Source organism: Pseudomonas sp. GM80 (assembly GCF_000282515.1).
Taxonomy (GTDB): domain Bacteria; phylum Pseudomonadota; class Gammaproteobacteria; order Pseudomonadales; family Pseudomonadaceae; genus Aquipseudomonas.
Genome location: NZ_AKJD01000261.1, coordinates 1 through 24,671, shown reverse-complemented (window position 1 = coordinate 24,671; position 24,671 = coordinate 1). Strand labels below are relative to the sequence as shown.

The following is a 24,671-nucleotide window of genomic DNA, read 5'->3' as shown; positions in this document are numbered from 1 at the left end:
CCGGTAGGACCTGCCGCAGGCTGCGATCTTTTGATTTTGTGTTTTGAAAAACAGATCAAAAGATCGCAGCCTGCGGCAGCTCCTACAGGGTTGGGGAAGGCCTTAAATAATAATATTTCTCGTTTGTTACTAAATCGCGTCTCCACTCTTCGTCTTTGAACCAAAGGATATTTCCCCTCGAAGACAAGGAGTCGGCTGCGATGTTCGCGCCCATCACCCGTTCCATGACCCTCACGCTTGGTCTGTGCAGCGCTGCGTTCAGCGCTGATCTACTGGCTGAAAAAGATACCGCAAACCCGCCAAATCCGGCCGCTACAGCGTTGGAACTTGCTGCGACCGATGTCACCGCCCAAGGCCTGGGCACCACCACCGAAAACACTGACGCTTACACCACCGGTGCGATGAGCACCGCGACTCGGCTGAACCTGTCGATCAAGGAAACTCCGCAGTCAGTGTCGGTGGTCACCCGCCAGCAAATGGATGATTTCAAACTCGGTACGTTGACCGAGGCCATGCAGCAGACCACCGGCGTGGTGGTACAGCACCTCGATTCCGACCGGGTCAGCTATTCGTCACGCGGCTACTCGATCAACAACTTCCAGATTGACGGCATGCTCAACACCTTCGGCCGCATGAAGTCCGACGCCGATACCATCATCTACGACCGCATCGAGGTGGTGCGCGGCGCCACGGGGCTGACCACCGGCGCGGGCGATCCGTCAGCGACCATCAACATGGTGCGCAAGCGTCCGACGGCACAACTGCAGGCTCTGGCCGGGGTCAGCGGCGGCAGTTACGACGATTACTACAGTTACGTCGACGTTGGCGGCCCGCTGGCCTTCGACGGTCGTTTACGCGGGCGCACGGTGCTGGCCTATCGCGACAGCCAGTCGATCAAGGATAAATACGCGCTGCAACGCGAGGTCGGTTACGGCATTCTCGAAGCGGACCTGACCGAATCAACCGTATTGGCCGTGGGCTACGACTACCAAGACAAACAAGTGCAAGGCACGTCCTGGGGCACGGTGCCGTACTGGAACGCCGATGGCAGCAAAGCGGGACTGGGTCGTTCAACCAACATGGCGACCTCGTGGAGTTCCTGGCCGCTGCGTGACAAGACCGCCTTCGCCACGCTGGATCAGCAACTTGCCGGCGGCTGGCATTTGAAAGCCGCGTACACCCATCGTAAAAGCGATTCCGACGGCAAAACCTATTATGGCGGTGGCGGTTTTCCTGAAGCCGATCGCAGCGGGATGGTCGCGTACATGGGGCACATGATCGGCGATCAGAGCATGAAGGCTTACGACTTCAACTTGTCCGGCCCCTACTCTTTGCTGGGCCGCGAACACGAATTGATGGTCGGCTATGGCGAGGCCCAATACCGTGCCGACTCGCCGTATACCGTTGACGGCCCGACTGCGGCGGACTACGCAAACATCCGTGACTGGAAATACATGGGCGACATCGCCAAATTCCCGGACACGGTGACGGGACTCAGTGGCTCGAAAAGCCAGACCCGGCAAAAGGCCGGTTACCTGGCCACCCGCTTGAGCTTTACCGACCAGTTGCATGCTGTGCTCGGCAGCCGTTACGGCAGTTGGGACGAATCCAGTCGCGATAACTATTACGACAGCCAATTGCAATTGAGTCGTTTCGACGCAACCCGTCAGCGTCAAAACGACATCTGGACGCCGTACGCCGGCCTGCTTTACGACCTGACCCCGGAATACACCGCCTACGTCAGCTACACCGACATCTTCAAACCGCAAAGCAACCGTGACAGCAGTCGCAACTACCTCGACCCCGTGGTGGGCAGCAACTACGAACTGGGACTCAAGGGCAGTCTGCTGGAAGAACGTCTGAACCTGTCGACCGCATTGTTCTGGAGCAAACAGGACAACGTTGCCGAAGTCGACGATTCGGTCGCACCGGATCCGGTCACCGGCGAGGAGTTCTACAAGAGCGGCGGCAAAGGCAACAAGGTCAACGGCTTCGAAGCTGAAGTTTCGGGTGAAGTGCTCACTGGCTGGAACATGACCGCCGGCTATACCTACACCCATTCGGCCAATGGTGAAAAGGAACGGAGCAACACCAACCAGCCGCTGAACATGTTCCGTTTGTCCACGGCGTATCGCTTGCCGGGCAACTGGAACGCGCTGACCGTCGGTGGCGCTGTCAATTGGCAGAGCGACGTCTACGGCACCGCCAACCGCCCGATCGGGCGCGGCGCCAACGGGCGGATTCTCACTGAACGTACGCGCATCAACCAGGACGCCTACACCGTGGTCAACCTGATGTCGCGTTATGAGTTCGACAAGCACCTGTCGGCCTCGCTGAACGTCAACAACCTGTTCGACAAGAAGTATTACGACAACGTCGGCTTCTACAACGGCGTGTACTGGGGAGACCCACGCACCGTAACGCTGAGCCTCGACTGGAAGCTCTAACCCTCCCCAGCTAACTGAGATCACCTGTGGTGAGGGGATTTATCCCCGATGGACTGCGCAGCAGGCCCTTGTTCCAGGGAGATGCTCGCCCTCCGGCGGGAGCAAGCTCCCTCACCACAGTTTGGGTGACAGGCGTTCCACTGCGTTAACCCCGAGTTAATTCACCTCCTACAGACTTTGTTCCGAGTTCTGCTTCATGGATGAACGGCTCCGACGTTTTTCAGTAGGAGGCACCATGAAAACCACCACAGCAATCCTTGCAGGTCTGCTCACCCTTGGCTCTGCCAGCGTTTTCGCCGAAGGCGGCGCTGAGCGCATGCACCATTACTACGACAACTTCCCGGTCCAGCGCACGCAAAGTGCGCCGGCCAGCGACGCCAAAGCCCAAGAGCTGCGGGTCCCCGCCGACCAGACCGCACAAGTGACCGAGTCTTATCGCGACTGATTTATCGAGCAACCGATGGACCTCTCTCGGCTGCGCTCCGGCCTGAGAGATGACAGTTGGGCGCCCTGTTCGGGCGCCTTTTTTTATGCCTGCAGATCCTTGATCCAGAACAGCATGCGCCCGTGCTCCGGATTGAACATGCCCGGCGCAAAGCCGAACTTGCGGTAGGAACCCTGCGCGACTGGATTGCCTTCCAGCACTTCGAGGGTGATCTTGCAGCAACCACGCTGACGAGCGATGTCCTCGACTTTTTGCAGCATTTTCTGACTCAGGCCGAGGCCGCGAAATTTGCCCACCACCGCCACATCGTGGACGTTGACCAACGGCTTGCAGGCAAAGGTTGAAAAACCCTCGAAGCAATTGACCAGCCCCGCCGGCTCGCCGCCGACGAACGCCAGCACACTGAAAGCGTAAGGCCGACGGGCCAGTTCTTCCGGCAACCGTCGCAGCAGATCAGGATCGAGCGAATGACCGCCGCCCATGGGGTCTTCTGCGTAATGATTGAGCACGATGCCGATGGCCTCGGCGTGCAGTGGATTGGTGTAGCTGGCCTGAAGCACAAGAATCTCTGCGGAATCCATTTCCATCCCCGAATACACATGAGCCCCGGCGCGCAAAATGCACGCTGACAGGCTGCTCGACCTTAGCGCGGGGGGGAACTGGTGGGCAACCCGCAACAGCAAAAGATCAAAAGATCAAAAGATCAAAAGATCAAAAGATCGCAGCCTTCGGCAGCTCCTACATGGGAATACCGTACTCACTGTAGGAGCTGCCGAAGGCTGCGATCTTTTGCTGTTATCAATGCCCCCAAATCAACTCTTCAGTCCAGCCCAGCTCGGCGAAGTCCTGCGCACGCAGGGCACTTTCACCGGCACAAAAAAACTCATCCAGTTGCGGCGGCTTTACCGACGTACCGCTGAGCATCGCATGCACCTGGCCACGGTGATGGATCTGATGCTCAAACAAGTGCGCCAGCATGCGCAAACGGCTGTCGTGTTGCGGCGTGTCGCGAGCAATGGTGACGATACGCGCAAGGTCGGCGTCGCGCAGTTGCTCGCAATAGGCGATCAAACGCCGATCAACATGCGCCTGTTCGGCACGCAACGCGGCAGCCTCGGTAAACGGTTCGTCCTGAGTGAAAAACACGTAGCAATCGGGATGCGGCTCATCGCCGCGCAACTCGCGTTCCAGCGCATCGACGTAGAACCAGTCGCAGGTGAGGATGTGATTGAGGGTCAGGCGAATGCCCGGAAAAAAGCTCACCCGTGGTGCCGCAAGGTCGGCGTCAGAGAGCTGCGCCCAAGCCTTGGCCAGTCGGTGATTGGCCCAGGCGTTCTGATACGCCTGGGTCAGTAGATGATGGGACAGCGGTTGGGTCATGTCGGCGCCCTCTTCACTGATCAAGCTTCGGCAAAGCGCTGCAATTGCATCTCCTGCAAGCGGCTGAGGGTGCGGCGGAACGGGAATTCCAGATAACCCTCGGTGTACAGCGCGTCCATTGGCACGTGTGCCTCGACGTACAGCGGCACCTTACGGTCGTAGCACTCATCGACCAGCGCAATAAAGCGGCGCACACCATCGTCGTGTACCGACAACTGCGGGAGTTCTCGATCCCCTGCCACTACCCGCTCGGCGCTGTCTTCTGTACCACGGGCGATGCGCCCTTCCCGCTTCTGCGCGCTGAGGTTGGGTACCTCGCCCAACAGAATAGCTCGGTAGGTATCGCACAGCGCGATGAAATCCATGGCGGCAAAAGGCTGTTCGCAAAGATCAGCGTAGCGGCACCACAACACTGCTTCGCTGGCTTGCACCACATTCAACATCCGATGCCCGACCGACACCGGCTGGTCACTGGCCGATTCCCCGGCCGCCAGAGCCTGAAACACCTCGCCCAACGCACTGGCCGCGCCCGGTGTGGCAACAAAATAACGCTGCAGACCGGCGCCTGGGTGCAGGCGATGATCTTCGGCACCGTTCACCGGCACCACCTGCATGTGCGCCTTGATCGCCGCAATCGCCGGGGTAAAACGGTCACGGTTGAAGCCATCGGCATACAAATCATCCGGCGGCAGGTTGGAAGTGCAGACAACCACCACGCCTTCGTCGAACATCACTTGGAACAGGCGCCCGAGAATGATCGCATCGCCAATGTCATTGACGAACAGTTCATCGAAGCACAACACGCGCACTTCGGCCGCCAGCTCTTTGGCCAATGCGCGCAACGGATCGGCAATGCCGCTCAACTGGAACGAACGCTGGTGTACCCAGCCCATGAAATGGTGAAAATGCTGACGCCGCGCCGGCACCCGCAGGCTCTGATAGAACTGATCCATCAGCCAGGTCTTGCCCCGGCCGACCGGGCCCCACAGGTAAACGCCGCTGACCGCACGGGCTCCGGCATGCAAGGCTTCATGGCATTTTTGCAGCGCCCAGACCGCGTGTTCCTGAGCTTCATCCTGGATGAAGCCCTTGTGTTCGATGGCGTGCTGCCAGGCGCTTAGAGGAGAGTCGAAAGTCATGCGCGGCAGTATGCCATGACCCTGCTGAACGTGTGGCAACGATCAAATCAGTCAGTGATGCCCGCTGCTCGCGACCCGCAAACGATAAAGACCGGACCCCAAGCGCACAAGCCGGCGGATTCTGGCTTGGCTGTAGGCAAAGGCGCAAAGTTGCGTAGCCTGAAAAGAGTGTCTGTGGGTGTTGCTTAAACAGTGAGGTTTAAGGCGTCGACCACGCATGCATTCCCTCCCGCGGTAACCGGCTGACCGTTGAGCACCAAGCGTATTGACAGCCAATATTACCAGCATCATATTGTCGCCATATTTCGACCGTAATCTTATTTCCACCATTTGATTTCATCGAGGACATCGTCATGCATTACAAGGTTTTCGGCCGTAAAACCGGCCTGCGTGTTTCGGAACTGGCGCTGGGCGCTGGCAACTTCGGCACCGGTTGGGGCCACGGCGCGGAGCGCGATGAAGCCAAGCGCATCTTTGATGGCTATCTCGATGCCGGGGGCAATTTCATTGATACCGCCAATGGCTATCAGGGTGGGCAATCGGAATCGATGCTCAGCGAGTTCATCGCCCCGGAACGTGATCGTCTGGTGATCGCCAGCAAATACACGATGGGTACTACACCGGCGGACGGCATTTCCCACACCGGCAACAGCCGTAAAAACATGGTGCGCGCCGTCGAAGAAAGCCTGAAACGCTTGAACACCGATCACATCGATCTGTTCTGGGCGCATATCAGCGACGGCGTGACGCCGATGGAAGAAATCCTGCGTGGATTTGATGATCTGGTTCGCGCGGGGAAAATTCACTACGCCGGATTGTCGAACTTCCCGGCATGGAGGATCGCCCGTGCCGACGTGCTTGCAGAGGTGCGTGGCTTTGCGCCGATTGCGGCGATTCAAGTCGAGTACAGCCTCGCCGAACGCAGCGCTGAACGCGAGTTGCTGCCGATGGCTGAAGCCCTCGGTTTGGCCGCCACACTGTGGTCGCCACTGGGCGGCGGCTTCCTCACCGGCAAGTATCGCGGCAACGATGACAACAACCGTGCGGCGAAACTCGGCATGTTGGTGCATGCGGAAAAGAGCGCTCGGGAAACCGCCCTCCTCGATACTTTGCTGGCGGTCGCCAGCGAAATCGGCGTTAGCCCGACCCACGTCGCCATTGCGTGGTTGCGGGAAAAAGCCAAGCGCTCAACCACCGCGCTGATTCCGATTCTGGGATCGCGGACTCGTGAACAACTTGATGCGACGCTGGGTGCACTCGACGTGCAATTGAGCGATGACCAACTGGCCCGACTCGATGGCATCAGCAGCACGGCGGCGGGTGTTCCACACGAGACGATTGTCAGCTCGACTCCGCGTTTTACCGGTTCGCAGATACTGGATTTGCCTAAGGTTCCGGTGGCGTAGGAGTTTTGGGACCTGCTCGCGAACGCGGTTTGTCATTCAACATTCATGTTGGCTGAACTGGCGTCTTCGCGAGCAGGCTCACTCCTACAGGGTTATGCGGTGTTAATCAGAGATCGACTTTGTGTCGGGCGGCGTAGAGGCAAAGCATTTCCATCGCCAGCGTGGCGGCGGCCAGCGAGGTGACGTCGGCGTGATCGTAGGCCGGGGCGACTTCGACGACGTCCATGCCGACCAGATTGATCCCGCGCAAACCGCCGAGAATCTCCAGCGCCTGCACCGTGCTCAGGCCGCCGCACACCGGTGTGCCGGTGCCGGGTGCGAAGGCCGGGTCGAGGCAGTCGATATCGAAGGTCAGATACACCGGGTTATCGCCGACCCGCGCGCGGATCGCTTCGACAATCGCTTCGCAGCCACGCCGATGCACTTGCCGCGCATCGAGGACCTGAAAACCCATCGGGTCGTCATTGGTGGTGCGCAAACCGATCTGCACCGAACGCGCCGGGTCCACCAGACCTTCGCGGGCCGCGTGCCAGAACATGGTGCCGTGGTCGACACGCTTGCCCTCTTCATCCGGCCAAGTGTCGCTGTGCGCATCGAAGTGGATCAGCGACAGCCTGCCGTGTTTGCGCGCATGCGCCTTGAGCAGCGGGTAGCTGATGAAGTGGTCGCCGCCGAAGGTGAGCATGGCGCTGCCGGCATTGAGAATGTGTTCGGCATGGGCCTCGATGCTCTCCGGGATGCTGTGCGGTGAGCCGTAATCGAAATCGCAGTCGCCGTAATCGATAACGGCCAGATGATCGAACGGGTCGAATGCCCACGGCCAGTGGCGCTCCCAGGCAATCCCGGTGGAGGCTGCGCGAATCCCGCGCGGTCCGAAACGTGCGCCGGGACGGTTGCTGGTGGCGGTGTCGAATGGCACGCCGCTGACGGCAACGTCGACGCCACGCAAGTCACGGCTGTAGCGTCGGCGCATGAAACTGGTGATGCCGGCGTAAGTGCTTTCGGCGGCAGTGCCGTAGAGGCTGTCACGGGTCATGGCCTGGTCGTTTTGCATTGGCACGTCCATCGGAGTGCTCCTTCTTATTGTATTCAGGGCTATTGGTGGCTACGGAAAGTGGTCCAGAGGCGCGTGCGCTGGCGCATGTCCTTGAGGTTCATGCTGCGATCGGCGTACAGCCGCGCGCGCACATCGCTCGGCGGGTAGATGTCGGGATCGCTGCGCACGGCTTCATCCACCAGCGGCGTCGCGGCCTGATTGGCAGTGGCGAAGAACAGCGTATTAGTCAGCTCAGCCACCGAATCGGGGCGCAACATGAATTCGATAAAGGCCCGGGCGGCGGCGGGGTGCGGCGCGTCTTTGGGAATGGCGAGGTTGTCTTGCCAGATCAGCGTGCCTTCCTTGGGAATGCGATACGCGACTTCGTAAGGCTTGTTGGCCTTGCGCGCCTGATCGGGGGCCATACTCGCGTCGCCGTTATAGGTCAGCGCCAGGCAGACGTTGCCGCTGGCCAGGTCATTGATCTGCCGGCCGGTGGCGACGTAGAGCACCGACGGTTGAAGTTTTTGCAGCAACGCCTCGGCCGCTGCCAGATCCTGTTTGTCGGTGCTGTAAGGGTCTTTGCCCAAATAATGCAGGGCCAGACCGATGACTTCCTGCGGCGAATCCAGAATTGCGATCCCGCAATCTTTGAGCTTGCTGGCATATTCAGGTTTGAACAGCAAATCGAGGCTATTCAATGGCACGTCCGGCAGACGCTGCTTCACCGCTTCGACATTCATGCCCAGCCCCAACGTGCCCCAGGTGTATGGCACGCCATAGCGATTGCCGGGATCGACGGCGGCAAGTTTCTCCAGTAAATCCGGATCAAGATTGGCGTAGCCCTTGAGTCCGTCGTGGGGGATTTCTTTCAGCGCGCCTGCGGCCAATCCCCGGGCCAACACGCTGGACGATGGAACGACAACGTCATACCCGCTGCCACCGGTGAGCAATTTGGTTTCCAGCACCTCTGAGGTATCGAAGGTGTCGTAGCGCACGTGGATGCCGGTTTCCTGCTCGAAACGCTGCAAGGTTTGCGGCGGTACGTAATCGGCCCAGCTGTAGAGGTTGAGGGTTTTCTCCTCGGCCTGAGCGTGGATGGCCACGGACAACAACAGCATGGGGAAACACAGCTTGAACAAGGGAGCCATGACGAACACCTGACCGGAGGAAGTGGTTGCAGGATGCGCCGTCGGATACATTAGAAAAATAGCTGAATAATTATCCTGACTTTATCCCGGAGTAATGTGATGTTGGGGCAACTCCACGATATTGATTTGCAGTTGCTGCGCCTGTTTGTGCGGGTGGTCGAGTGCGGTGGTTTCAGTGCCGCGCAAGGTGATCTGGGCCTGAGCCAGTCGAGCATCAGCCAGCAAATGGCCAAACTGGAAACCCGCTTGGGTTATCGCCTGTGCAGCCGGGGCAAGGGCGGATTCAGCGTGACACCCAAGGGTGAGCAATTGCTGATCGCGGTGCGTGCGCTGTTCGAGTCGATCGAGCTGTTCCGCCATCAATCCAACGGCGTCGCCGGACGCTTGATCGGTGAAGTACGGCTGGGGATTTCCGAGTCGGTCGATCAGTCAGTGCTGCAACGCGTCGCCGCGGCCATCCGGCGTTTTCGCGAGCGCGACGAGTCGGTGCGCATCGAGTTGATCAGCGCCATGCCCGGCGAAATGGAACGCCTGCTGTTGCAACAGCGGCTGGATCTGGCGATCGGCTATTTCTCGCAAGTGCAGAGCGCTTTCGATTATCGGCAGTTGTTCAGCGAAACCCAGCATTTGTATTGCGCGCCGGGGCATCCGTTGTTTACCGACGCGGCGCCCAGTGACGCGGCGCTTGAGGCATGCGACCGAGTCGATCACCCCTACCGTTTTCTGCGCAGCGACGAGCCGTTCCAGGGCAAGGTCTGTTCGGCGCGATCGGAGCAGGTCGAGGGCACGTTGGCGTTTATCCTGTCGGGCAAACATGTCGGTTATCTGCCGGACCACTATGCGCATCAGTGGCAAGCCAACGGTTTGCTGCGCGCCTTGCGTCCCGGCGAGTTGAGTTTCGAAGTGGCCTTCCATCTCGCCCGGCATCGAGCGCAGGTGCCCGGGGATGCGCAAAAGGCATTCGAAAAAGACTTGTTGGCAGCCTTCACCTGAACACCGCAATGACCGGGTATGGAACAACTCATTGATGGCAATAGAACACTTGTGGCGAGGGGATTTATCCCCGATGGGGCGCGCAGCGGCCCCGGCTCTTTTGCCTGTTGAAAATGCAGGGGACTGCTGCGCAGTCCATCGGGGATAAATCCCCTCGCCACAGATGAATCCCTCTTTACACAGATAAATCCTGCTCTGCATAGATAGATCCTGCTCTTCACGGGTGTGACTTGTGCCAGGGTTGGTTGCAAAAAGCCCCCTGAGCCAATAAAACCTGACCTTTCAGGCAATTTTATTGCGTTGCCCTCGCCGCCCGCTTGCGGCATCCTGCGCACCCATTTTCTGACCCGGCACCGCCTCGCGGCACGCAAATCACCATGACCGCCTCTGAAAAAGCCTCGCGCAACAACGACCTGATCTACGGTCTCAACGACCGTCCGCACCTCACGGCGACCGTGTTTGCCGCCCTGCAACACGTGCTGGCGAGCTTCGTCGGCATCATCACCCCGACCTTGATCATGGGTGGTGCTCTCGGCCTGCACAGTGAAATCCCTTACCTGATCAGCATGGCACTGTTCGTCTCCGGTCTCGGCACCTTCGTGCAGGCCAAACGTTTCGGCCCGGTCGGTTCTGGTTTGCTGTGCCTGCAAGGCACCAGTTTTTCCTTTATCAGCGTAATTCTCAGCGCCGGTTTCATGGTCAAGGCACGCGGTGGCGGCACCGATGAAATCCTCTCGACGATCTTCGGCGTGTGTTTCTTCGCCGCGTTCATCGAAGTGGTGCTGAGCCAGTTCATCGGCAAATTGCGCATGCTGATCACCCCGGTGGTCACGGGCACAATCATCACCCTGATGGGGCTGTCGCTGATCAAGGTCGCGATGACCGACATTGCCGGCGGTTTCGGCGCGCCTGACCTTGGCGCCTCCAGTCACCTCTTCTTGGCGGCGCTGGTGATCGGCACCATCGTTGTGCTCAACCGCGTCGACGTGCCGTTTCTGCGTCTGGGCGCGATCGTCATTGGCCTGACCCTCGGCTACGTGGTGGCGTGGCTGATGGGCACGGTGGATTTCGCCTCGATGCCCGAGGTGCCGCTGGTCAGCGTGCCCGTGCCGTTCAAGTACGGTTTCAACTTCGACTGGGTGGCGTTCGTCCCGGTGGCGGTGATTTTCCTCGTGTCGCCGCTGGAGGCTGCGGGCGACTTGACCGCCAACTCGATGATCTCGCGGCAACCGGTGAAAGGCCCGCTGTACATCCGCCGGATCAAGTCCGGCCTGCTCGCCGACGGCCTTAACTCGGCCATGGCGGCGGTGTTCAACAGCATGCCGATGGTGACGTTCGCGCAGAACAACGGCGTGATTCAACTTACCGGGGTGGCCAGCCGCTACGTGGCGTTCTTCATCGCCGGTCTGCTGGTGCTGCTGGGCCTGTTCCCGATGATCGGCGCGGTGCTGCAATTGATGCCGAAACCGGTGCTCGGCGGCGCTGAACTGGTGATGTTCGGCACCGTCGCCGTGGCCGGAATCAAGATCCTTGCCGAAGCCGGTCTGCATCGGCGCAACATGCTCATCGTGGCGATTTCCCTCGGCATGGGCCTGGGCATCGCCGCCGTGCCGGAGGTTCTGCGTGAACTGCCGCAAGCGCTGCGCAATATCTTCGAATCGCCAATCACCGTTGGCGCACTCTGCGCTATCGTGCTGAATATCTTCCTGCCGGAAGAATTCATCGAGCTGGAAGAGGACGATTTCGACCCGGAAGCGTCGATTCTTCAGGTCATGGAAAATCCGGACATGCCGGCCAAAGGTGAACCTGCCCCGGCGGCGGCTGTCGCACAGTTGAACCGCTAACGTCTGGCCTTGGAACAAAGGGCTGAGCCGGCAACGGTTCAGCCCTTTTTTTTGAGAGACCGTTTATGCGCCGCCTCCACGCCGTCATGCTGTCGCTACTGCTGCTGTCCCTCAGTGCCTGCGCGCTGTTTCCCAACCGTGATCCGGTGAACATCAATGTGGTTGGTCTCGAACCGTTGCCGAGCCAGGACCTGGAAGTGCGCTTCGCCATCAAGTTGCGCGTGCAAAACCCCAACGAAACCGCGATCGATTACAACGGCATCGCCCTCGATCTTGAGGTCAACGGCCATTCGCTGGCCTCGGGTGTGAGCGATCAGAGCGGCTCGATCCCGCGCTTTTCCGAAACCATCGTCAGCGTACCCGTCAGCATTTCCGCCTTCTCGGTACTGCGCCAGACCCTCGGCCTCAGCCAGACACAAACCCTCGACAACCTGCCCTACGTGTTGCACGGCAAACTCGCGGGCGGCTTGTTCGGCACCATGCGCTTCGTCGACAGTGGCAAGCTGAGCTTGCCCAAGGCCAGTGCCGCAACCTGGTAAAAATGCGTTAGCCTCGCACGTCTATCAAAGACACTCAGGGAGGCTGCAGGTTTATGGAAGATACACCGACGTTGTACACCGAACGGCTGATCCTGCGTGCGCTGCAACTGCACGATGCCCAAGCGGTGCAGCAACAGTTTGCGCAGTGGGAGGTGGTGCGTTATCTGAACGCCGCCGTTCCTTGGCCCTACCCCGAAGATGGTGCGCTCACCTACTTGCGCGACATTGCTTTACCAGCAGTGGCGGCCGGCAAGGAATGGCATTGGTCGATTCGCTTGAAGTCAGCGCCCGAGCAGTTGATTGGCAACATCAGCCTGATGGATCAGCCGGACAACAACCGTGGCCTGTGGCTGGCACCGGCGTGGCAGGGTCAAGGGTTGATGACTGAAGCGTGTGCGGCGGTGAGCGAATACTGGTTTATCACTCTGAATCGTACGGTGATGCGCGTGCCCAAAGCGGCGCCCAACCTCGGCTCGCGCAAACTGTCCGAGCGTGCGGGCATGCGCCTGATTCGAACCGACGAAGACAACTTCGTCAGCGGCCGCTTCCCCCGTGACATCTGGGAAATCACCCGCGAAGAATGGCTGCAAAACCACTAAGCCCCCTGTAGGAGCTGCCGAAGGCTGCGATCTCTTGATCTTGTTGTTAAAAAGATCAAAAGATCGCAGCCTTCGGCAGCTCCTACAGGGGATTTTCGGGTTTACGTTGTGAAGCGCACGCCGGGTTTGGCGCGTTCGTCCACGCTCAGTTCGAACACGTCCGGCCGTGCATAGTGGCCGACCACGTCGTAGTCATACCGTGCGCGCACCAGTTCTGCAGTATCGATTTCGGCGGTGAGCAATCCGGCCTCACCGCGCAGCGGTCCGGCCAACACGTCGCCCATTGGCCCGACGATCACGCTGCCACCGGCAATCAACGGTCGGTCCGCTGGCCAATTGGCGATCTCTACCCCCAGCGCATTCGGCGAGGCCTGCACCTGACAGGCGCTGACCACGAAGCAGCGGCCCTCGTGGGCGATATGGCGCATGCTCACCTGCCACATCTCGCGCTCATCGACTGTCGGCGCGCACCAGACCTCAACGCCCTTGGCGTACATCGCCGTGCGCAACAGCGGCATCATGTTTTCCCAGCACACCACCGCACCGAGCTTGCCAACCTGGGTGTCGAGCACCGGCAGCGTCGAACCGTCCCCCTTGCCCCAGATCAGCCGCTCGGTGCCGGTCGGCATCAGTTTGCGGTGCTTGCCGACGAGCCCGGCCTGCGGGTCGAAATACAGCACCGTGCAATACAACGTGCTGCCCGCGCGTTCGATTACGCCGATCACCAGATTGGCCCCGGTCCGTGCGGACAAACCGGCCAGCGCTTCGGTTTCGGCGCCCGGCACATCGATGGCATTGGCGAAGTAGCGGGCGTAGGCCTCACGCCCTTCCGGCAATCGATATCCCAACTGCGTGCCGAACACCTCACCTTTCGGATAACCGCCGAGCAGCGCTTCCGGCATCACCACCAGCGCTGCGCCGGATTCGATGATCGCCGCTTCCCAACCGAGAATCTGCTCCAGGGTTTCACCTTTGCCACCGGGCAACGAGCCGATTTGCAGGGCGGCAACAATTGATTTGGCCATCACGTTTACTCCATCAGGTTCCGAGGTTGCCGATTTTGCGGCGCCACGCGATCATGAATAAAGCCCAGAACACTGCTGAATGATATGAGCCAAATGAATATCGCCAACGTCGACCTTAACTTGCTGAAAGTCTTCGAAGCCTTGCACGAGGAATCCAGCGCCAGTCGCGCGGCGTTGCGCCTGGGCGTCACGCAATCGGCGGTCAGTGCGGCGTTGCGGCGCTTGCGTGAGGTGTATGGCGATCAATTGTTTGTGCGCACCGGGCGCGGACTGGCGCCGACACTGCAGGCCAATCAGTTGAAACCGGTGGTCAGCGAGGCACTCAACAAATGCCGGCAAAGCCTGGCCATGGTCGATCCGGCGGCCCATCAATACGAGGGCCGTTCGGTAACCGTAGGCCTGTCGGATGATTTCGAAATTGCCTACGGTCGCCGTCTGATCGAAGAAATTGCCCGCAGCGCGCCGAAGTTGCGCCTGATTTTCCGCCAGACCCACAGCCAGATCGTCGCCCGTGACCTGATGGAACGCAGCATCGACCTGGCGATCACCGCTGGCGGTTTTGCCGAGCGTTTGCTCAGTCGGCAAGTGTTGGGGGAAAGCGGTTATGCCTGCCTGGTCGATCCGGCGAGCCTTGCACCGGGTCAGCAGCAGATAGATCTGCAAGCGTTTGTCGCCCGCGAGCACATTCTGGTGTCGTCCGGCGGTTTTATCGGCATCACCGATGAGGGGTTGGCGGCACTGGGCCTGAGCCGTCGGGTGTGTGCGTCGACCAGCCATTTTGCCGCGCTGCCTTATCTGCTCAAGGGCAGTCAGGCGGTGGCGACGATTCCGACGCACGCCGCCGCGAGCATTGCGGCGCTTAGCGGGCTGAGCTTGCTGCCCTGCCCGCTGGCCCTGCCGCGCTACCCGATCGAACTCGGCTGGCGTACCAGCACGCAGATCGATCCGGTGGTGGTCAAGGTGCGCGAAGCGATTGCCGCCAGTTTCCGCTAAGGTTTACTTGTTCGCCGCCATCAGGCGATTGACTTCACTGCGCACCATGTTGGCGAATTCCGGCGGCGACATGCCGTCCAGCTCAGAACGCACCCACTCCGCCCATTTGCCCTTGCGCTTGCCACGCTCGCCGAACAGGCGCGCGGCTTCGCCTTTGGCTTTGCCCAGATTGTTCTGCCAGAGTTCGAACAGACGGGATTTCTCGTCTTCCAGCGCAGCGCGCTCTGCGAGGGATTTGTCGGCCAGATTGAAACTCATGGGGAATTATCCTGCTGCATAAAATGGCGACATCTTACACGCTCGACGGAAATCTCCCGCGCAGGTTTTTCTTTCTGACCTAAATTCAGTGCAACTTTTTGACTGACGCCACACTCCATTGATCACTGTCCATTCACCTGCAAGGAGTTACCCAATGGCCCGGAAATCCGCCGTGCAAGCCGCCCAGGATCAAATCAAGGATCAAGCCTTCAGCGAACTTCAGGCGCTGATCGAGGAGTCCGACAAACTGCTCAAGAACAGCGCTTCACTGGTTGGCGAGGAAGCGGAAACCCTGCGCGGACAAATCGCCCAGAAATTGCAGCAGGCGCTGGAATCAGTGTCGAGCGTGCGCGACCGCACCAAACCGGCGGTTGACGCCACCGAAAGCTACATTGGCGGCCATCCATGGCAGACCGTGGCCATTTCGGCCGGTTTTGGTCTGGTGGTAGGCCTGTTGCTCGGTCGTCGTTAGGCCGTCCACGCCGGACAAAAATGCCAGTCAGGGCGACCTGACTGGCATTTTTCATGCGCGCGATTCAGCGGCCGGCAAAACGCAGCCGTGAGAGCTGGCGCAGATCACCGGCAACGTAATAATCGTCGGTCCAGCGATCATCCACGGCCAAGGGCTGTACCTGCTTCAAGGCCAACTTCCTGGCGAAATAGCGAAAGCGGTAATGCTCGTAAAATCGCAGCAACTCCAGACCGTAACGGTCGGCCAGGTCGGTGTCGCCGCGAATGATCAGGTAGTTTTCGTCGTTGCCGTTACTCGCCGAACTGCTGAGGTTGTGGCTGCCGCTGATGATGGTTGGCGTATCGGTGGTGAAGTCGGTGACCACCGCTTTGGTGTGCACCAGCAAATTACCCTTCTGGCCTTTCATGTTCTCGCGCAGCCAACCTTCCAGCCCGGTATTGAGCAGCGCCGTGGCAGCGAATTCGGCGCTGCGATCGGCGTGGAATCCAGTGATGCGGCTGGCGGTGTTTTGCAGGCCGAAACGCAAGATGTCGTCGTGAGGCTGCCCCAGTAGCGCGTTGAGAATGGCGTCCGGCAGGCTGAACGCGGTGACGAACAGCAGGTCTTTTTTCGCCGCCTCGATGATCTCGACAAACTCACGCAAATCAGCGCCGCCGGTGCGCGGCGAGAATCCGGCAAACAACGGCTGCGTGGCATCCATCGGGTTATGTTCGTTGATCCATGCGCGGGTCGCACCGACATCGTCCGGTGTCGCCCACACCTCTTCAAAGGTTTGCAAATAGCGAAGACTCACCGCCGCGTCGTCGAGCACATGCACCACGTTGGCCTGGCGATAAACGCCATTGGCGGTGAAATTGGTGCTGCCACACAACAGCGCTTGCGGCTGCCGCTGGCCCGTGGCGTCGAGCCGGCTGAGTACGATGAACTTGTTGTGAAAAATATTGTGGGTGACCCGCCCGCGTTTATTCGCGGCAGGCAGCTTGGCCAGGCTGGCCTCGTTGATCGTGGTGTCTTCGTCATCGGGCCGCGCGTGGTACACAACCCGCACCTGCACGCCGCGCGCAAACGCAGCGTTCACCGCATCGACAATCGCCTGTAACTGATATTCATAGATCGCGATGTCCAGCGCCCATTGGTCATCAACTGCCCGTTCGATAAAACCCAGCAGACGCCCGAGCAAGCCATTTTCCAGCCATTGCCGGGCAGCGTCGGGCCAGGCTTCGATGGGCATGTTCTTGTTGGCGCTGATTTGCGCGTCGAGGTCAGGAAACTTGCGCTGGAATGCCTGACTGGCGGCCACTGCACGGTTGAAAATCACGCTCTGATTGGCTGGATGACCGTCATCCGCGGTGATCGTCAGCTCCAGCGATTCACCCAGTTGCGGCGCGTCCGGGGTGCCGTAGGCCAGATGGACGCGGTAGTGAAGGGTCATCCCCGGATTGACCGCGTAATCGGCCCAGCGAAATTTCTGCAACGGCGCCAGGTCACTCGGCGTCGCGTGGAACTGCGCGAAGGTGTGGGTTTTGCCGGGAAAGGTCAGGCTGTTGAACAGAAACAGCCACGGCTTGTTGCCCTGCTGCTTTTCGATGGCGAAGCCGAGCAAGCCTTGGCGGCGCGGTTCGGCGAGGTCGATGGCCAGCAATACGCCGTTGGTGCCGGCGTAGGCCTTGACGCGAAAATCGTCCTGAAGGTTTTTCACCAAAACGCGCATCGCTCACTCCTTGTGATTGGTTTGCGGCCAGCATAGACCGAGTGGCGGCTTCCACGTGCAGATACAAGGCTTGCCCGCGAAGAGGTCAGATCAAACCCTGTTGACCTCATCAATGTGCCGATAGCCCAGATCCAGCGCCGTCGCCAGCTCCCGGGCGCGACCCAAGCGGATCGGCCCGCGCTCGATGTCGATCAACAGCCCCGCGCATTGTGGTGCCGACACGCCAGACACATCCTTCAAGCGTCCATCCGTCACCACCAGCAAGCGCTGCTGCTCGGCAGGAAAACGCTTGCGCCGCAGCGTCAACCATTGCTGCGCCTGGAGTAACGCCGCCACCAGCGGCGTGCCACCGCCCGCGCCCAGCCCATCGAGCCATGCGCGCAAGCCCGAAGAAGCCTTCAGGCCTTGCACCTGCCACTTCGGCGCCGTTCCGCTGGCCGTCAGCAACGCCAGCCGCGCGCGCTGGCGGTAGGCATCGTCAAACAATTGCGCGAGCAAACCTTTGGCATCGCTCAGTGCTTGATGACGGCGCGTCGACGCAGAGGCATCGACAATCACCAGCCATAGCTCATGCGCAGAACGGCTGCGCCATTGAAACAACAGATCGGCGCGACGTTGCGGACGTCCCTTGAGCAGCGTGCCCGGCCAGTTCACCGAGCCACTGCGGGCCGCGTGACGCTTGCCCTGACGGCCGTTGTCCAGGCGCCCGGCACGGGGTCTGGCATTCGCCCCCACGTCGGATCGGGGGCGAATGCCTAGGACTTTTTTGGCGGCCAGCTCGGCACTTCACGGCGCGCGCCGGTGGCGAGTGCCGGTGCGGGCAGATCGCCCCACTGGCCCTGCCCTTCACGCGATTCGGACGGCGCATTGCCTTGGGATTGAGGCGGCTGTTGCGGGCTGGGCGCGGACTGTTCGCGACGTCGATGGCGCAAGGCAAATTCGGCAACGGCGTCGATATCTTCGTCCTCGATTACCTTGGCACCGCGCCACGCGGCATGCGCCCGAGCGGCGCGCAGCCAGACCAGATCAGCGCGCAAACCGTCGACCCCGGCGGCGAAACAACGCTCGGTGATCTGGGCAAGTGCGCCATCGTCCAGGGCAATATTGACCAGCGCAACGCGGGCGTTCTCGCAGCGTTCGCGCAGGGTTTGCTGCTGGGTTTCCCACTGTGCGCAGAAGGCTTGCGGGTCACTGTCGAAATCCAGTCGACGCCGAATGATTTGCCCACGCTCGACCGGTGCGGTGTGACCGCTGAGAGCAACGTTCAAGCCGAAACGATCGAGCAACTGCGGACGCAACTCGCCCTCTTCCGGGTTCATCGTGCCGATCAACACGAACTTTGCCGAATGGCGATGAGAGATGCCGTCGCGTTCGATCAAGTTGGTGCCGCTGGCGGCGACGTCGAGCAGCAGATCGACCAGATGATCGGGCAGCAAATTGACTTCATCGACATACAGCACCCCGCCGTCGGCCTTCGCCAGTACGCCCGGCGAAAACTGCGCCCGGCCCTCGCTCAGGGCCGCGTCGAGGTCGAGGGTGCCGACCAGCCGTTCTTCGGTGGCGCCCAGCGGCAAGGTGACGAACTGACCGCTGGCGAGCAAGTCGGCCAAGCCGCGCGCTAATGTCGATTTGGCCATGCCGCGCGGGCCTTCGATCAGCACACCGCCGATTTTCGGGTCGATGGCGGTGAGGCACAGGGCGAGTTTCAAGTCATCGGCGCCGACCACGGCGGAGAGCGGGAAATGCGGAGTGTCGGTCATCTTGGTTACTCAGTCATGGTCGGTGAAAAGTTTTCAAACGGTAGGAGCGAGCCTGCTCGCGATGGCGGCGTGTCAGGCAGTTCAGTTCTCAATGACACAGCGCTATCGCAAGCAGGCGAAGGCCTGCAAGGGATCGCGTCAGTTATCTTCTTCTATATCCAGCAGTAGATTTTCCAGCGCTTCTTTATAAGCCCCCGGCTCCTGCCACATCCCCCGCTGTTGCGCTTCGAGCATGCGCTCGGTCATGTCGCGCAGCACATGCGGGTTGTGCTCGCGGACGAAATCCCGCGTCGCCGGATCCAACAGATACGCGTCTGCCAGCAAAGCGTACTGATGATCGTCGATCAACTGCGTCGTCGCATCAAACGCGAACAGGTTGTCGACCGTCGCCGCCAGTTCGAACGCGCCTTTATAGCCATGGCGCTTGACCCCGTCGATCCATTTCGGATTCGCCGCCCGCGAGCGGATTACCCGGTTCAACTCTTCCTTCAAGGTGCGAATTTTCGGCAGATCCGGCTGACTGTGGTCGCCGTGATAACTGGCGGCAGTTTCGCCGCGCAACGTTTCGACGGCGGCGAGCATGCCACCCTGAAACTGGTAATAGTCGTTGGAATCGAGCAAGTCGTGCTCGCGATTGTCCTGATTCTGCAGCACCGCTTGCACTTGGCTCAGGCGCTGGACGAATTGCTCGCGGGCGGCCGTGCCTTCGTCGGCACCGCCATAAGCGTAAGCGCCCCAGTTCAGATAGACCTCGGCCAGATCGTCGCGGCTTTGCCACAAACGCCCGTCGATAGCGCCCTGCACGCCCGCCCCGTAAGCACCGGGTTTGGCACCGAAAATCCGCCAACCGGCCTGACGTCGCGCGGTGTCTTCATCGAGGCCGGATTGCAGCAGCGCCTCGCGTTCCGCGCGCACTTTGGCCGCCAACGGATTGAGATCGTCCGGTTCGTCGAGCGCTGCCACGGCTTGCACGGCGGCGTCGAACAGGCGGATCAGATTGGCAAACGCATCACGGAAGAACCCCGAAACCCGTAGCGTGACATCGACGCGCGGGCGGTCGAGCAGGCTCAGCGGCAAAATCTCGAAATCATCGACACGCTGACTGCCCGTGGCCCAGACCGGGCGCACGCCCATCAACGCCATCGCTTGGGCAATGTCATCGCCACCGGTGCGCATGGTCGCGGTACCCCACACGGAGAGGCCGAGCTGGCGCAGGTGATCGCCGTGGTCTTGCAGGTGCCTTTCTAGAATCAACGTCGCCGATTGGAAACCGATGCGCCACGCGGTGGTGGTCGGCAGGTTGCGCACGTCGACCGAGTAGAAGTTGCGGCCGGTGGGCAGGACGTCGAGGCGGCCACGGCTGGGTGCGCCGCTGGGGCCGGCGGGCACAAAACGACCGCCGAGGGCGTCGAGCAGACCACGCATTTCGGCGGGGCCGCAGGCGTCCAGACGTGGGGCGACGACCTCCCGCAGATTCTGAATGATTGCACTGACCTCCGCCCAACGCGGCTCTTGTAGGAGTGAGCCTGCTCGCGATAGCGGAGTGTCAGTCGCTGAAGATTTACCTGATCCACCGCTATCGCGAGCAGGCTCACTCCTACAAGGGGATTGCAGTGACTGGGAGATCAGTTGGGTGGCGAACAGTTCGAGGCGTTCGCGGGTGTCGCCGGCGGTGCGCCAGGCTTCGTTGCTTTGCGATTGCAGCGCCTCCGGGCGCGGGCCGATCCATGGCTCAGCCAGCGCGCAATCGAGCGGATCGAAGCCGAGTTCGAACGCCTTGGCCAGTGCGCGCAGCAGGCTCGATTGCGCGCCTTTGCCGTCCCCTCGCGGAATCCGCAGCAAGGCCAACAACGTATCAATGCGCAAACGTCCGCTCGGCGACTCACCGAAGATGTGCAGGCCATCGCGAATCTGCGATTCCTTCAGATCACACAAATAGGTATCCAGGCGCGGCAGCCAGATCGCCGCATCGGCGTCACTGTCCAGGCCCGCATCCAGTTGCAGTTCACGATCAATCTGCGTGTCGCGGACCAGTTGCAGGATGTCGCGCTGCAACTCACGGGCACGGCGCGGATCGAGCAGTTGCGCCTCGTAATATTCGTCGGCCAACAGTTCCAGATTGCGCAACGGCCCGTAGGTTTCGGCGCGGGTCAGCGGCGGCATCAGGTGGTCGATGATCACCGCTTGCGTGCGCCGCTTGGCTTGGGCGCCCTCACCCGGATCGTTGACGATAAACGGGTAGATATTCGGCAGCGGCCCGAGCAGCGCATCCGGCCAGCAGTTTTCCGAGAGGCCGACGCCTTTGCCCGGCAGCCATTCGAGGTTGCCGTGCTTGCCGACGTGAATCACGCCGTGCGCGCCGTAGGTGTTGCGCAACCAGAAATAGAACGCCAGATAGCCGTGTGGCGGCACCAGATCCGGATCGTGATAGACCGCGCTCGGATCGACCTGATAACCGCGCGCCGGCTGAATGCCGACGAAGGTCAGGCCGAAACGAATGCCGGCGATCATCATCCGCCCGTCGCGGCACATCGGATCGTTTTGCGGCGATCCCCAGCGCTCGACCACGGCGCTGCGATTGGCTTCGGGCAACGCGTTGAACATCGCCAGGTAAGCGTCCATGGCCAGGCTTTGCTGGCAGGGCCGCAAGTCAATGGTGTCGAGATCGTTACTGACGCCGCCGAGCAATTGCTGGATCAACTCGGTGCCGCTGCCCGGCAGTTCTCCCGTGATCGGATAGCCCTCGGCCTGCAAGGCGCGAAGAATATTCAGCGCCGCCGCCGGGGTGTCGAGGCCGACGCCATTGCCGATGCGCCCATCGCGGGTCGGGTAGTTGGCGAGAATCAAGGCGATGCGTTTTTCGCCATTCGGCACCCGCGCCAGATCGATCCAGCGCCTTGCCAGTTCAGCGACAAAATCCATACGCTCAGGCTGCGCGCGATAGCAGACCACATCGGACTGACTGCGCTCGCTGCGCCAGGCCAGATCCTTGAAGCTGATCGGCCGGCTGATAATTCGCCCGTCGAGTTCCGGCAAGGCAATGTGCATTGCCAGATCGCGCGGGCCCAGACCTTGTTCGCTGTCGCGCCAGCCGGGCTCGTTGTCTTGCGCGCAGATCGCCTGAATCACCGGAATGTTGCGGCGAAACGGCCGCAAGTGCGGCGCTTCAGGGCTGGATTGAGCGAAACCGGTGGTGTTCAATATCACCCCTGCCTCGACTTCATCCAGCCAATCCTCGACCACCGAGAGGCAGCCGGGCTCTTTCAAACTGGCCACCGCGATCGGCAGCGGATTAAGCCCCGCCGCCTGCAAGCGCTGGCAAAAAACATCGATGAACGCGGTGTTCGCCGCTTGCAAATGCGAGCGATAAAACAGCACTGCCGCAACCGGTTGCTCAGGCCGCCATTCGGCTTGCCAGTCACTCAGTGCAGCGGTGTTTTTAGTCGGGTGGTAAATCGCCGTGCGCGGCAGGGTTTGCGGCTCGTCCCACGCATAATCGCGGGCGAGCCAACGGCTGGCCATGCAACGGAAGAAATCCAGTGCGTTGCCCATCCCGCCCTGGCGCAAGAACTGCCAGAGCCGGTCGCGATCTTCGGCGTCAACGGTGCTCAGGTCGCTGAGCTCCGGATCGGGCCGGTCATCACCCGGCACCAGAATCACCTGCACGCCGCGTTCGGCCAACTCGATCAAACGCTCGACGCCATACCGCCAATAGGCGATGCCGCCGTGCAGCGAAATCAGGATGACCTTGGCGTGACGCAACACTTCATCGACGTACAAGTCGACCGAAGCGTGATTCTGCACCTGCATCGGATTGGCCAGACGCAGGCTCGGATAATCCTCGGGCAACTGCTGCGCCGCTTCGGCGAGCAGCGCCAGGCTGGAATCACCGCTGCACAGGATCACCAGCTCGGCGGGGGTTTGGCCAAGGTCGGCAATGTTGTCATCCGAGACGAAACCGCCGGGCTGAGTCCTGAGCAGGTGCATGGCTTAAACGCTGAGCGCAGCGCGCAGTTGCGCTTCGAGTTGCACCGCGTCGAGTTCCTGACCGATCAGCACCAGACGCGTCACGCGCACTTCCTCGGCGCCCCACTGACGGTCGAAATGCTTGTCGAAACGCGTGCCCACGCCCTGGATCAGCAGGCGCATCGGCTTGTTCGGGATAGCGGCGAAACCTTTGACACGGAGGATGCCGTGCTTGACCACCAGTTGCGTCAGGGCGTCGAGCAGCAGGCTTTCGTCGGCTTGCGGCAGTTCGATGGAGATCGAATCGAAAGCGTCGTGATCATGGTCATCGTGATCGTCATCGCCTTCACCGTGGTGGTGATCGTGATGGCTGTGACGGCTGTCGATGTGCTCTTCGGAACTGGCGCCGAGGCCGATCAACACGTCGAGCGGCAGACGACCGTTGCTGGCTTCGATGATTTTGACGGCGGGCGGCAATTCTTCGGCGACTTCAGCGCGAACGCGAGCGAGGTCTTCCGGGCTGGTCTGGTCGGCCTTGTTGAGGATCACCAGGTCGGCGCTGGCCAGTTGATCAGCGAACAGCTCGTGCAGAGGCGATTCGTGATCGAGGTTCGGGTCGAGTTTGCGCTGCGCATCGACCTGATCCGGGAACGCGGCGAAGGTGCCAGCGGCCACGGCCGGGCTGTCGACCACGGTGATCACTGCATCAACGGTGCAGGCGCTGCGGATTTCCGGCCACTGGAAGGCTTGGACCAAAGGTTTCGGCAGGGCCAGGCCCGAGGTTTCGATGAGGATGTGGTCGAGGTCGCCACGACGCGCGACCAGTTCGCGCATCACCGGGAAGAATTCTTCCTGAACGGTGCAGCACAGGCAGCCGTTGGCCAGTTCGTAGACGCGGCCGGTGGCTTCTTCTTCGCTGCAACCGATGGTGCATTGCTTGAGGATTTCACCGTCGATGCCCAGCTCGCCAAACTCGTTGACGATCACCGCGATGCGACGGCCCTGCGCGTTGTCGAGCATGTGCCGCAGGAGCGTGGTTTTGCCCGAGCCGAGGAAGCCGGTGACGATGGTGACGGGGAGTTTGGCCAGTGTTTTCATCGGTATGCCCTTTGGCAAGCGGCGGGCATACGGGACGAGAACCGGCAGCGCGCGTGCGTGCCTGGAGAGTTCGCCACCGGATCACCCCGCCCGGTTGTAGTGAGAATCTGTGACGAGGCAGGTCTCCTGGCTGACGGTGTTCAGGCGCGAGGCCTGGCGTTTGCTGCGCCTTCCCGCGGGCTCATCGATTGAGCTGGCAGTGGCGTGGCAGCGAACATCACCGTTCACAGTTGCGGGGGCAGCCGCGGCATTGACCGCGTTCCCTTCTTAGCTTCGGCGTGGGCCGAAGAACCTCGAAAGCGCAAGGCTACGCATCGTCTAAGGGTGGGTCAATGGGCGTTGAGTTTTGGTTTTGGGGGCATATCCTTTGCTGCGGGTGCTGCCGCCGGCGGTTTCGCTCTTACAGCGA

The 24,671-nt window shown here is 60.8% G+C and carries 21 protein-coding genes and 1 riboswitch; of the genes, 9 read left to right on the top strand and 12 right to left on the bottom strand.

The genetic code is table 11. From position 1 onward, the window contains the following. Nucleotides 1–200 precede the first annotated feature (200 nt). Both PMI37_RS30170 and PMI37_RS30165 read left to right on the top strand, forming a co-directional pair. Nucleotides 201–2,447: a TonB-dependent siderophore receptor gene (locus PMI37_RS30170; protein WP_008088662.1), complete on the top strand. Its 2,247-nt coding sequence runs from the start codon at nucleotides 201–203 to the stop codon at nucleotides 2,445–2,447. A 235-nt stretch (nucleotides 2,448–2,682) separates the two neighbouring features. Next, nucleotides 2,683–2,892 carry a hypothetical protein gene (locus PMI37_RS30165; RefSeq protein WP_008088661.1) on the top strand — a complete coding sequence of 70 codons (210 nt, stop codon included), beginning with the start codon at nucleotides 2,683–2,685 and terminating at the stop codon, nucleotides 2,890–2,892. A gap of 83 nt (nucleotides 2,893–2,975) precedes the next feature. Here PMI37_RS30165 and PMI37_RS30160 read toward each other — a convergent pair whose 3' ends face one another. The 3 genes from PMI37_RS30160 to zapE form a co-directional block, all read right to left on the bottom strand. Further along, entirely contained in the window at nucleotides 2,976–3,473 is a 498-nt protein-coding gene (locus tag PMI37_RS30160) for a GNAT family N-acetyltransferase (RefSeq protein WP_008088660.1), read from the bottom strand. A 217-nt stretch (nucleotides 3,474–3,690) separates the two neighbouring features. After that, complete coding sequence (locus tag PMI37_RS30155) at nucleotides 3,691–4,272, bottom strand: DinB family protein (protein WP_008088659.1); 582 nt, start codon at nucleotides 4,270–4,272, stop codon at nucleotides 3,691–3,693. 20 nt (nucleotides 4,273–4,292) lie between these two features. Next, nucleotides 4,293–5,411, bottom strand: a complete 1,119-nt coding sequence (zapE, locus tag PMI37_RS30150) for a cell division protein ZapE (protein WP_008088658.1) — start codon at nucleotides 5,409–5,411, stop codon at nucleotides 4,293–4,295. Between the two features lie 353 nt (nucleotides 5,412–5,764). Between zapE and PMI37_RS30145 the strand changes: the two genes are divergently transcribed. Continuing rightward, on the top strand, nucleotides 5,765–6,817 hold the full coding sequence (locus tag PMI37_RS30145; RefSeq protein ID WP_008088657.1) for an aldo/keto reductase: 1,053 nt from the start codon (nucleotides 5,765–5,767) through the stop codon (nucleotides 6,815–6,817). A 106-nt stretch (nucleotides 6,818–6,923) separates the two neighbouring features. Here the strand turns inward: PMI37_RS30145 and speB are convergent, their stop codons facing one another. Together speB and PMI37_RS30135 are read right to left on the bottom strand one after the other, a co-directional pair. Then, complete coding sequence (gene speB, locus PMI37_RS30140; protein ID WP_008088656.1) at nucleotides 6,924–7,883, bottom strand: agmatinase; 960 nt, start codon at nucleotides 7,881–7,883, stop codon at nucleotides 6,924–6,926. Between the two features lie 29 nt (nucleotides 7,884–7,912). Continuing rightward, on the bottom strand, nucleotides 7,913–9,004 hold the full coding sequence (locus tag PMI37_RS30135) for a polyamine ABC transporter substrate-binding protein (protein WP_008088655.1): 1,092 nt from the start codon (nucleotides 9,002–9,004) through the stop codon (nucleotides 7,913–7,915). Nucleotides 9,005–9,103: 99 nt separating this feature from the next. Here PMI37_RS30135 and PMI37_RS30130 point away from each other — a divergent pair, with 99 nt between their 5' ends. The 4 genes from PMI37_RS30130 to PMI37_RS30115 all read left to right on the top strand — a co-directional run bounded on the left by PMI37_RS30130 (nucleotide 9,104) and on the right by PMI37_RS30115 (nucleotide 12,979). After that, nucleotides 9,104–9,997 carry a LysR family transcriptional regulator gene (locus tag PMI37_RS30130; RefSeq protein WP_008088654.1) on the top strand — a complete coding sequence of 298 codons (894 nt, stop codon included), beginning with the start codon at nucleotides 9,104–9,106 and terminating at the stop codon, nucleotides 9,995–9,997. Between the two features lie 377 nt (nucleotides 9,998–10,374). Next, nucleotides 10,375–11,841 carry a nucleobase:cation symporter-2 family protein gene (locus PMI37_RS30125; RefSeq protein ID WP_008088653.1) on the top strand — a complete coding sequence of 489 codons (1,467 nt, stop codon included), beginning with the start codon at nucleotides 10,375–10,377 and terminating at the stop codon, nucleotides 11,839–11,841. A 65-nt stretch (nucleotides 11,842–11,906) separates the two neighbouring features. After that, nucleotides 11,907–12,380 carry an LEA type 2 family protein gene (locus tag PMI37_RS30120; RefSeq protein WP_008088652.1) on the top strand — a complete coding sequence of 158 codons (474 nt, stop codon included), beginning with the start codon at nucleotides 11,907–11,909 and terminating at the stop codon, nucleotides 12,378–12,380. 53 nt (nucleotides 12,381–12,433) lie between these two features. Continuing rightward, nucleotides 12,434–12,979 (top strand): GNAT family N-acetyltransferase, encoded by a 546-nt coding sequence (locus tag PMI37_RS30115; protein WP_008088651.1) that lies wholly within the window; start codon nucleotides 12,434–12,436, stop codon nucleotides 12,977–12,979. Between the two features lie 101 nt (nucleotides 12,980–13,080). Here PMI37_RS30115 and PMI37_RS30110 read toward each other — a convergent pair whose 3' ends face one another. Beyond that, complete coding sequence (locus tag PMI37_RS30110; RefSeq protein WP_008088650.1) at nucleotides 13,081–14,004, bottom strand: carbon-nitrogen hydrolase family protein; 924 nt, start codon at nucleotides 14,002–14,004, stop codon at nucleotides 13,081–13,083. 84 nt (nucleotides 14,005–14,088) lie between these two features. Between PMI37_RS30110 and PMI37_RS30105 the strand changes: the two genes are divergently transcribed. Beyond that, a complete protein-coding gene (locus tag PMI37_RS30105) occupies nucleotides 14,089–14,997 on the top strand; it encodes a LysR family transcriptional regulator (RefSeq protein ID WP_008088649.1) in 909 nt (302 codons plus the stop codon). 3 nt (nucleotides 14,998–15,000) lie between these two features. Here the strand turns inward: PMI37_RS30105 and PMI37_RS30100 are convergent, their stop codons facing one another. Then, nucleotides 15,001–15,255, bottom strand: coding sequence for a hypothetical protein (locus PMI37_RS30100; RefSeq protein WP_008088647.1), 255 nt, complete (start codon nucleotides 15,253–15,255; stop codon nucleotides 15,001–15,003). A gap of 154 nt (nucleotides 15,256–15,409) precedes the next feature. On the opposite strand from PMI37_RS30100, the gene PMI37_RS30095 reads away from it, so the two are divergent. Next, nucleotides 15,410–15,727, top strand: coding sequence for a DUF883 family protein (locus PMI37_RS30095; protein ID WP_008088645.1), 318 nt, complete (start codon nucleotides 15,410–15,412; stop codon nucleotides 15,725–15,727). A gap of 64 nt (nucleotides 15,728–15,791) precedes the next feature. On the opposite strand, the gene PMI37_RS30090 is transcribed toward PMI37_RS30095, so the two are convergent. From PMI37_RS30090 to cobW, 5 genes are all read right to left on the bottom strand, one after another. Further along, nucleotides 15,792–17,438 carry a phospholipase D-like domain-containing protein gene (locus PMI37_RS30090; RefSeq protein WP_008088643.1) on the bottom strand — a complete coding sequence of 549 codons (1,647 nt, stop codon included), beginning with the start codon at nucleotides 17,436–17,438 and terminating at the stop codon, nucleotides 15,792–15,794. Between the two features lie 90 nt (nucleotides 17,439–17,528). After that, nucleotides 17,529–18,173: a vWA domain-containing protein gene (locus tag PMI37_RS30085; protein ID WP_008088641.1), complete on the bottom strand. Its 645-nt coding sequence runs from the start codon at nucleotides 18,171–18,173 to the stop codon at nucleotides 17,529–17,531. Between the two features lie 20 nt (nucleotides 18,174–18,193). After that, the gene (locus PMI37_RS30080) at nucleotides 18,194–19,198 is read right to left on the bottom strand and encodes an ATP-binding protein (protein WP_008088640.1); all 1,005 of its coding nucleotides are present in this window, start codon (nucleotides 19,196–19,198) and stop codon (nucleotides 18,194–18,196) included. Between the two features lie 138 nt (nucleotides 19,199–19,336). Beyond that, entirely contained in the window at nucleotides 19,337–23,185 is a 3,849-nt protein-coding gene (gene cobN, locus PMI37_RS30075) for a cobaltochelatase subunit CobN (RefSeq protein WP_008088638.1), read from the bottom strand. A 3-nt stretch (nucleotides 23,186–23,188) separates the two neighbouring features. Beyond that, complete coding sequence (gene cobW / locus PMI37_RS30070; RefSeq protein WP_008088635.1) at nucleotides 23,189–24,262, bottom strand: cobalamin biosynthesis protein CobW; 1,074 nt, start codon at nucleotides 24,260–24,262, stop codon at nucleotides 23,189–23,191. A 99-nt stretch (nucleotides 24,263–24,361) separates the two neighbouring features. Beyond that, a riboswitch (cobalamin riboswitch) is annotated at nucleotides 24,362–24,573 on the bottom strand. Between the last annotated feature and the right edge of the window lie 98 nt (nucleotides 24,574–24,671).

What these genes read in the sequence shown, in the direction of transcription:
- PMI37_RS30170 (WP_008088662.1), top strand. Translation starts at nt 201, where the DNA reads ATGTTCGCGCCCATCACCCGTTCCATGACCCTCACGCTTGGTCTGTGC.
- PMI37_RS30165 (WP_008088661.1), top strand. Translation starts at nt 2,683, where the DNA reads ATGAAAACCACCACAGCAATCCTTGCAGGTCTGCTCACCCTTGGCTCT.
- PMI37_RS30160 (WP_008088660.1), bottom strand. Translation starts at nt 3,473, where the DNA reads ATGGATTCCGCAGAGATTCTTGTGCTTCAGGCCAGCTACACCAATCCA.
- PMI37_RS30155 (WP_008088659.1), bottom strand. Translation starts at nt 4,272, where the DNA reads ATGACCCAACCGCTGTCCCATCATCTACTGACCCAGGCGTATCAGAAC.
- zapE (WP_008088658.1), bottom strand. Translation starts at nt 5,411, where the DNA reads ATGACTTTCGACTCTCCTCTAAGCGCCTGGCAGCACGCCATCGAACAC.
- PMI37_RS30145 (WP_008088657.1), top strand. Translation starts at nt 5,765, where the DNA reads ATGCATTACAAGGTTTTCGGCCGTAAAACCGGCCTGCGTGTTTCGGAA.
- speB (WP_008088656.1), bottom strand. Translation starts at nt 7,883, where the DNA reads ATGGACGTGCCAATGCAAAACGACCAGGCCATGACCCGTGACAGCCTC.
- PMI37_RS30135 (WP_008088655.1), bottom strand. Translation starts at nt 9,004, where the DNA reads ATGGCTCCCTTGTTCAAGCTGTGTTTCCCCATGCTGTTGTTGTCCGTG.
- PMI37_RS30130 (WP_008088654.1), top strand. Translation starts at nt 9,104, where the DNA reads ATGTTGGGGCAACTCCACGATATTGATTTGCAGTTGCTGCGCCTGTTT.
- PMI37_RS30125 (WP_008088653.1), top strand. Translation starts at nt 10,375, where the DNA reads ATGACCGCCTCTGAAAAAGCCTCGCGCAACAACGACCTGATCTACGGT.
- PMI37_RS30120 (WP_008088652.1), top strand. Translation starts at nt 11,907, where the DNA reads ATGCGCCGCCTCCACGCCGTCATGCTGTCGCTACTGCTGCTGTCCCTC.
- PMI37_RS30115 (WP_008088651.1), top strand. Translation starts at nt 12,434, where the DNA reads ATGGAAGATACACCGACGTTGTACACCGAACGGCTGATCCTGCGTGCG.
- PMI37_RS30110 (WP_008088650.1), bottom strand. Translation starts at nt 14,004, where the DNA reads ATGGCCAAATCAATTGTTGCCGCCCTGCAAATCGGCTCGTTGCCCGGT.
- PMI37_RS30105 (WP_008088649.1), top strand. Translation starts at nt 14,089, where the DNA reads ATGAGCCAAATGAATATCGCCAACGTCGACCTTAACTTGCTGAAAGTC.
- PMI37_RS30100 (WP_008088647.1), bottom strand. Translation starts at nt 15,255, where the DNA reads ATGAGTTTCAATCTGGCCGACAAATCCCTCGCAGAGCGCGCTGCGCTG.
- PMI37_RS30095 (WP_008088645.1), top strand. Translation starts at nt 15,410, where the DNA reads ATGGCCCGGAAATCCGCCGTGCAAGCCGCCCAGGATCAAATCAAGGAT.
- PMI37_RS30090 (WP_008088643.1), bottom strand. Translation starts at nt 17,438, where the DNA reads ATGCGCGTTTTGGTGAAAAACCTTCAGGACGATTTTCGCGTCAAGGCC.
- PMI37_RS30080 (WP_008088640.1), bottom strand. Translation starts at nt 19,198, where the DNA reads ATGACCGACACTCCGCATTTCCCGCTCTCCGCCGTGGTCGGCGCCGAT.
- cobN (WP_008088638.1), bottom strand. Translation starts at nt 23,185, where the DNA reads ATGCACCTGCTCAGGACTCAGCCCGGCGGTTTCGTCTCGGATGACAAC.
- cobW (WP_008088635.1), bottom strand. Translation starts at nt 24,262, where the DNA reads ATGAAAACACTGGCCAAACTCCCCGTCACCATCGTCACCGGCTTCCTC.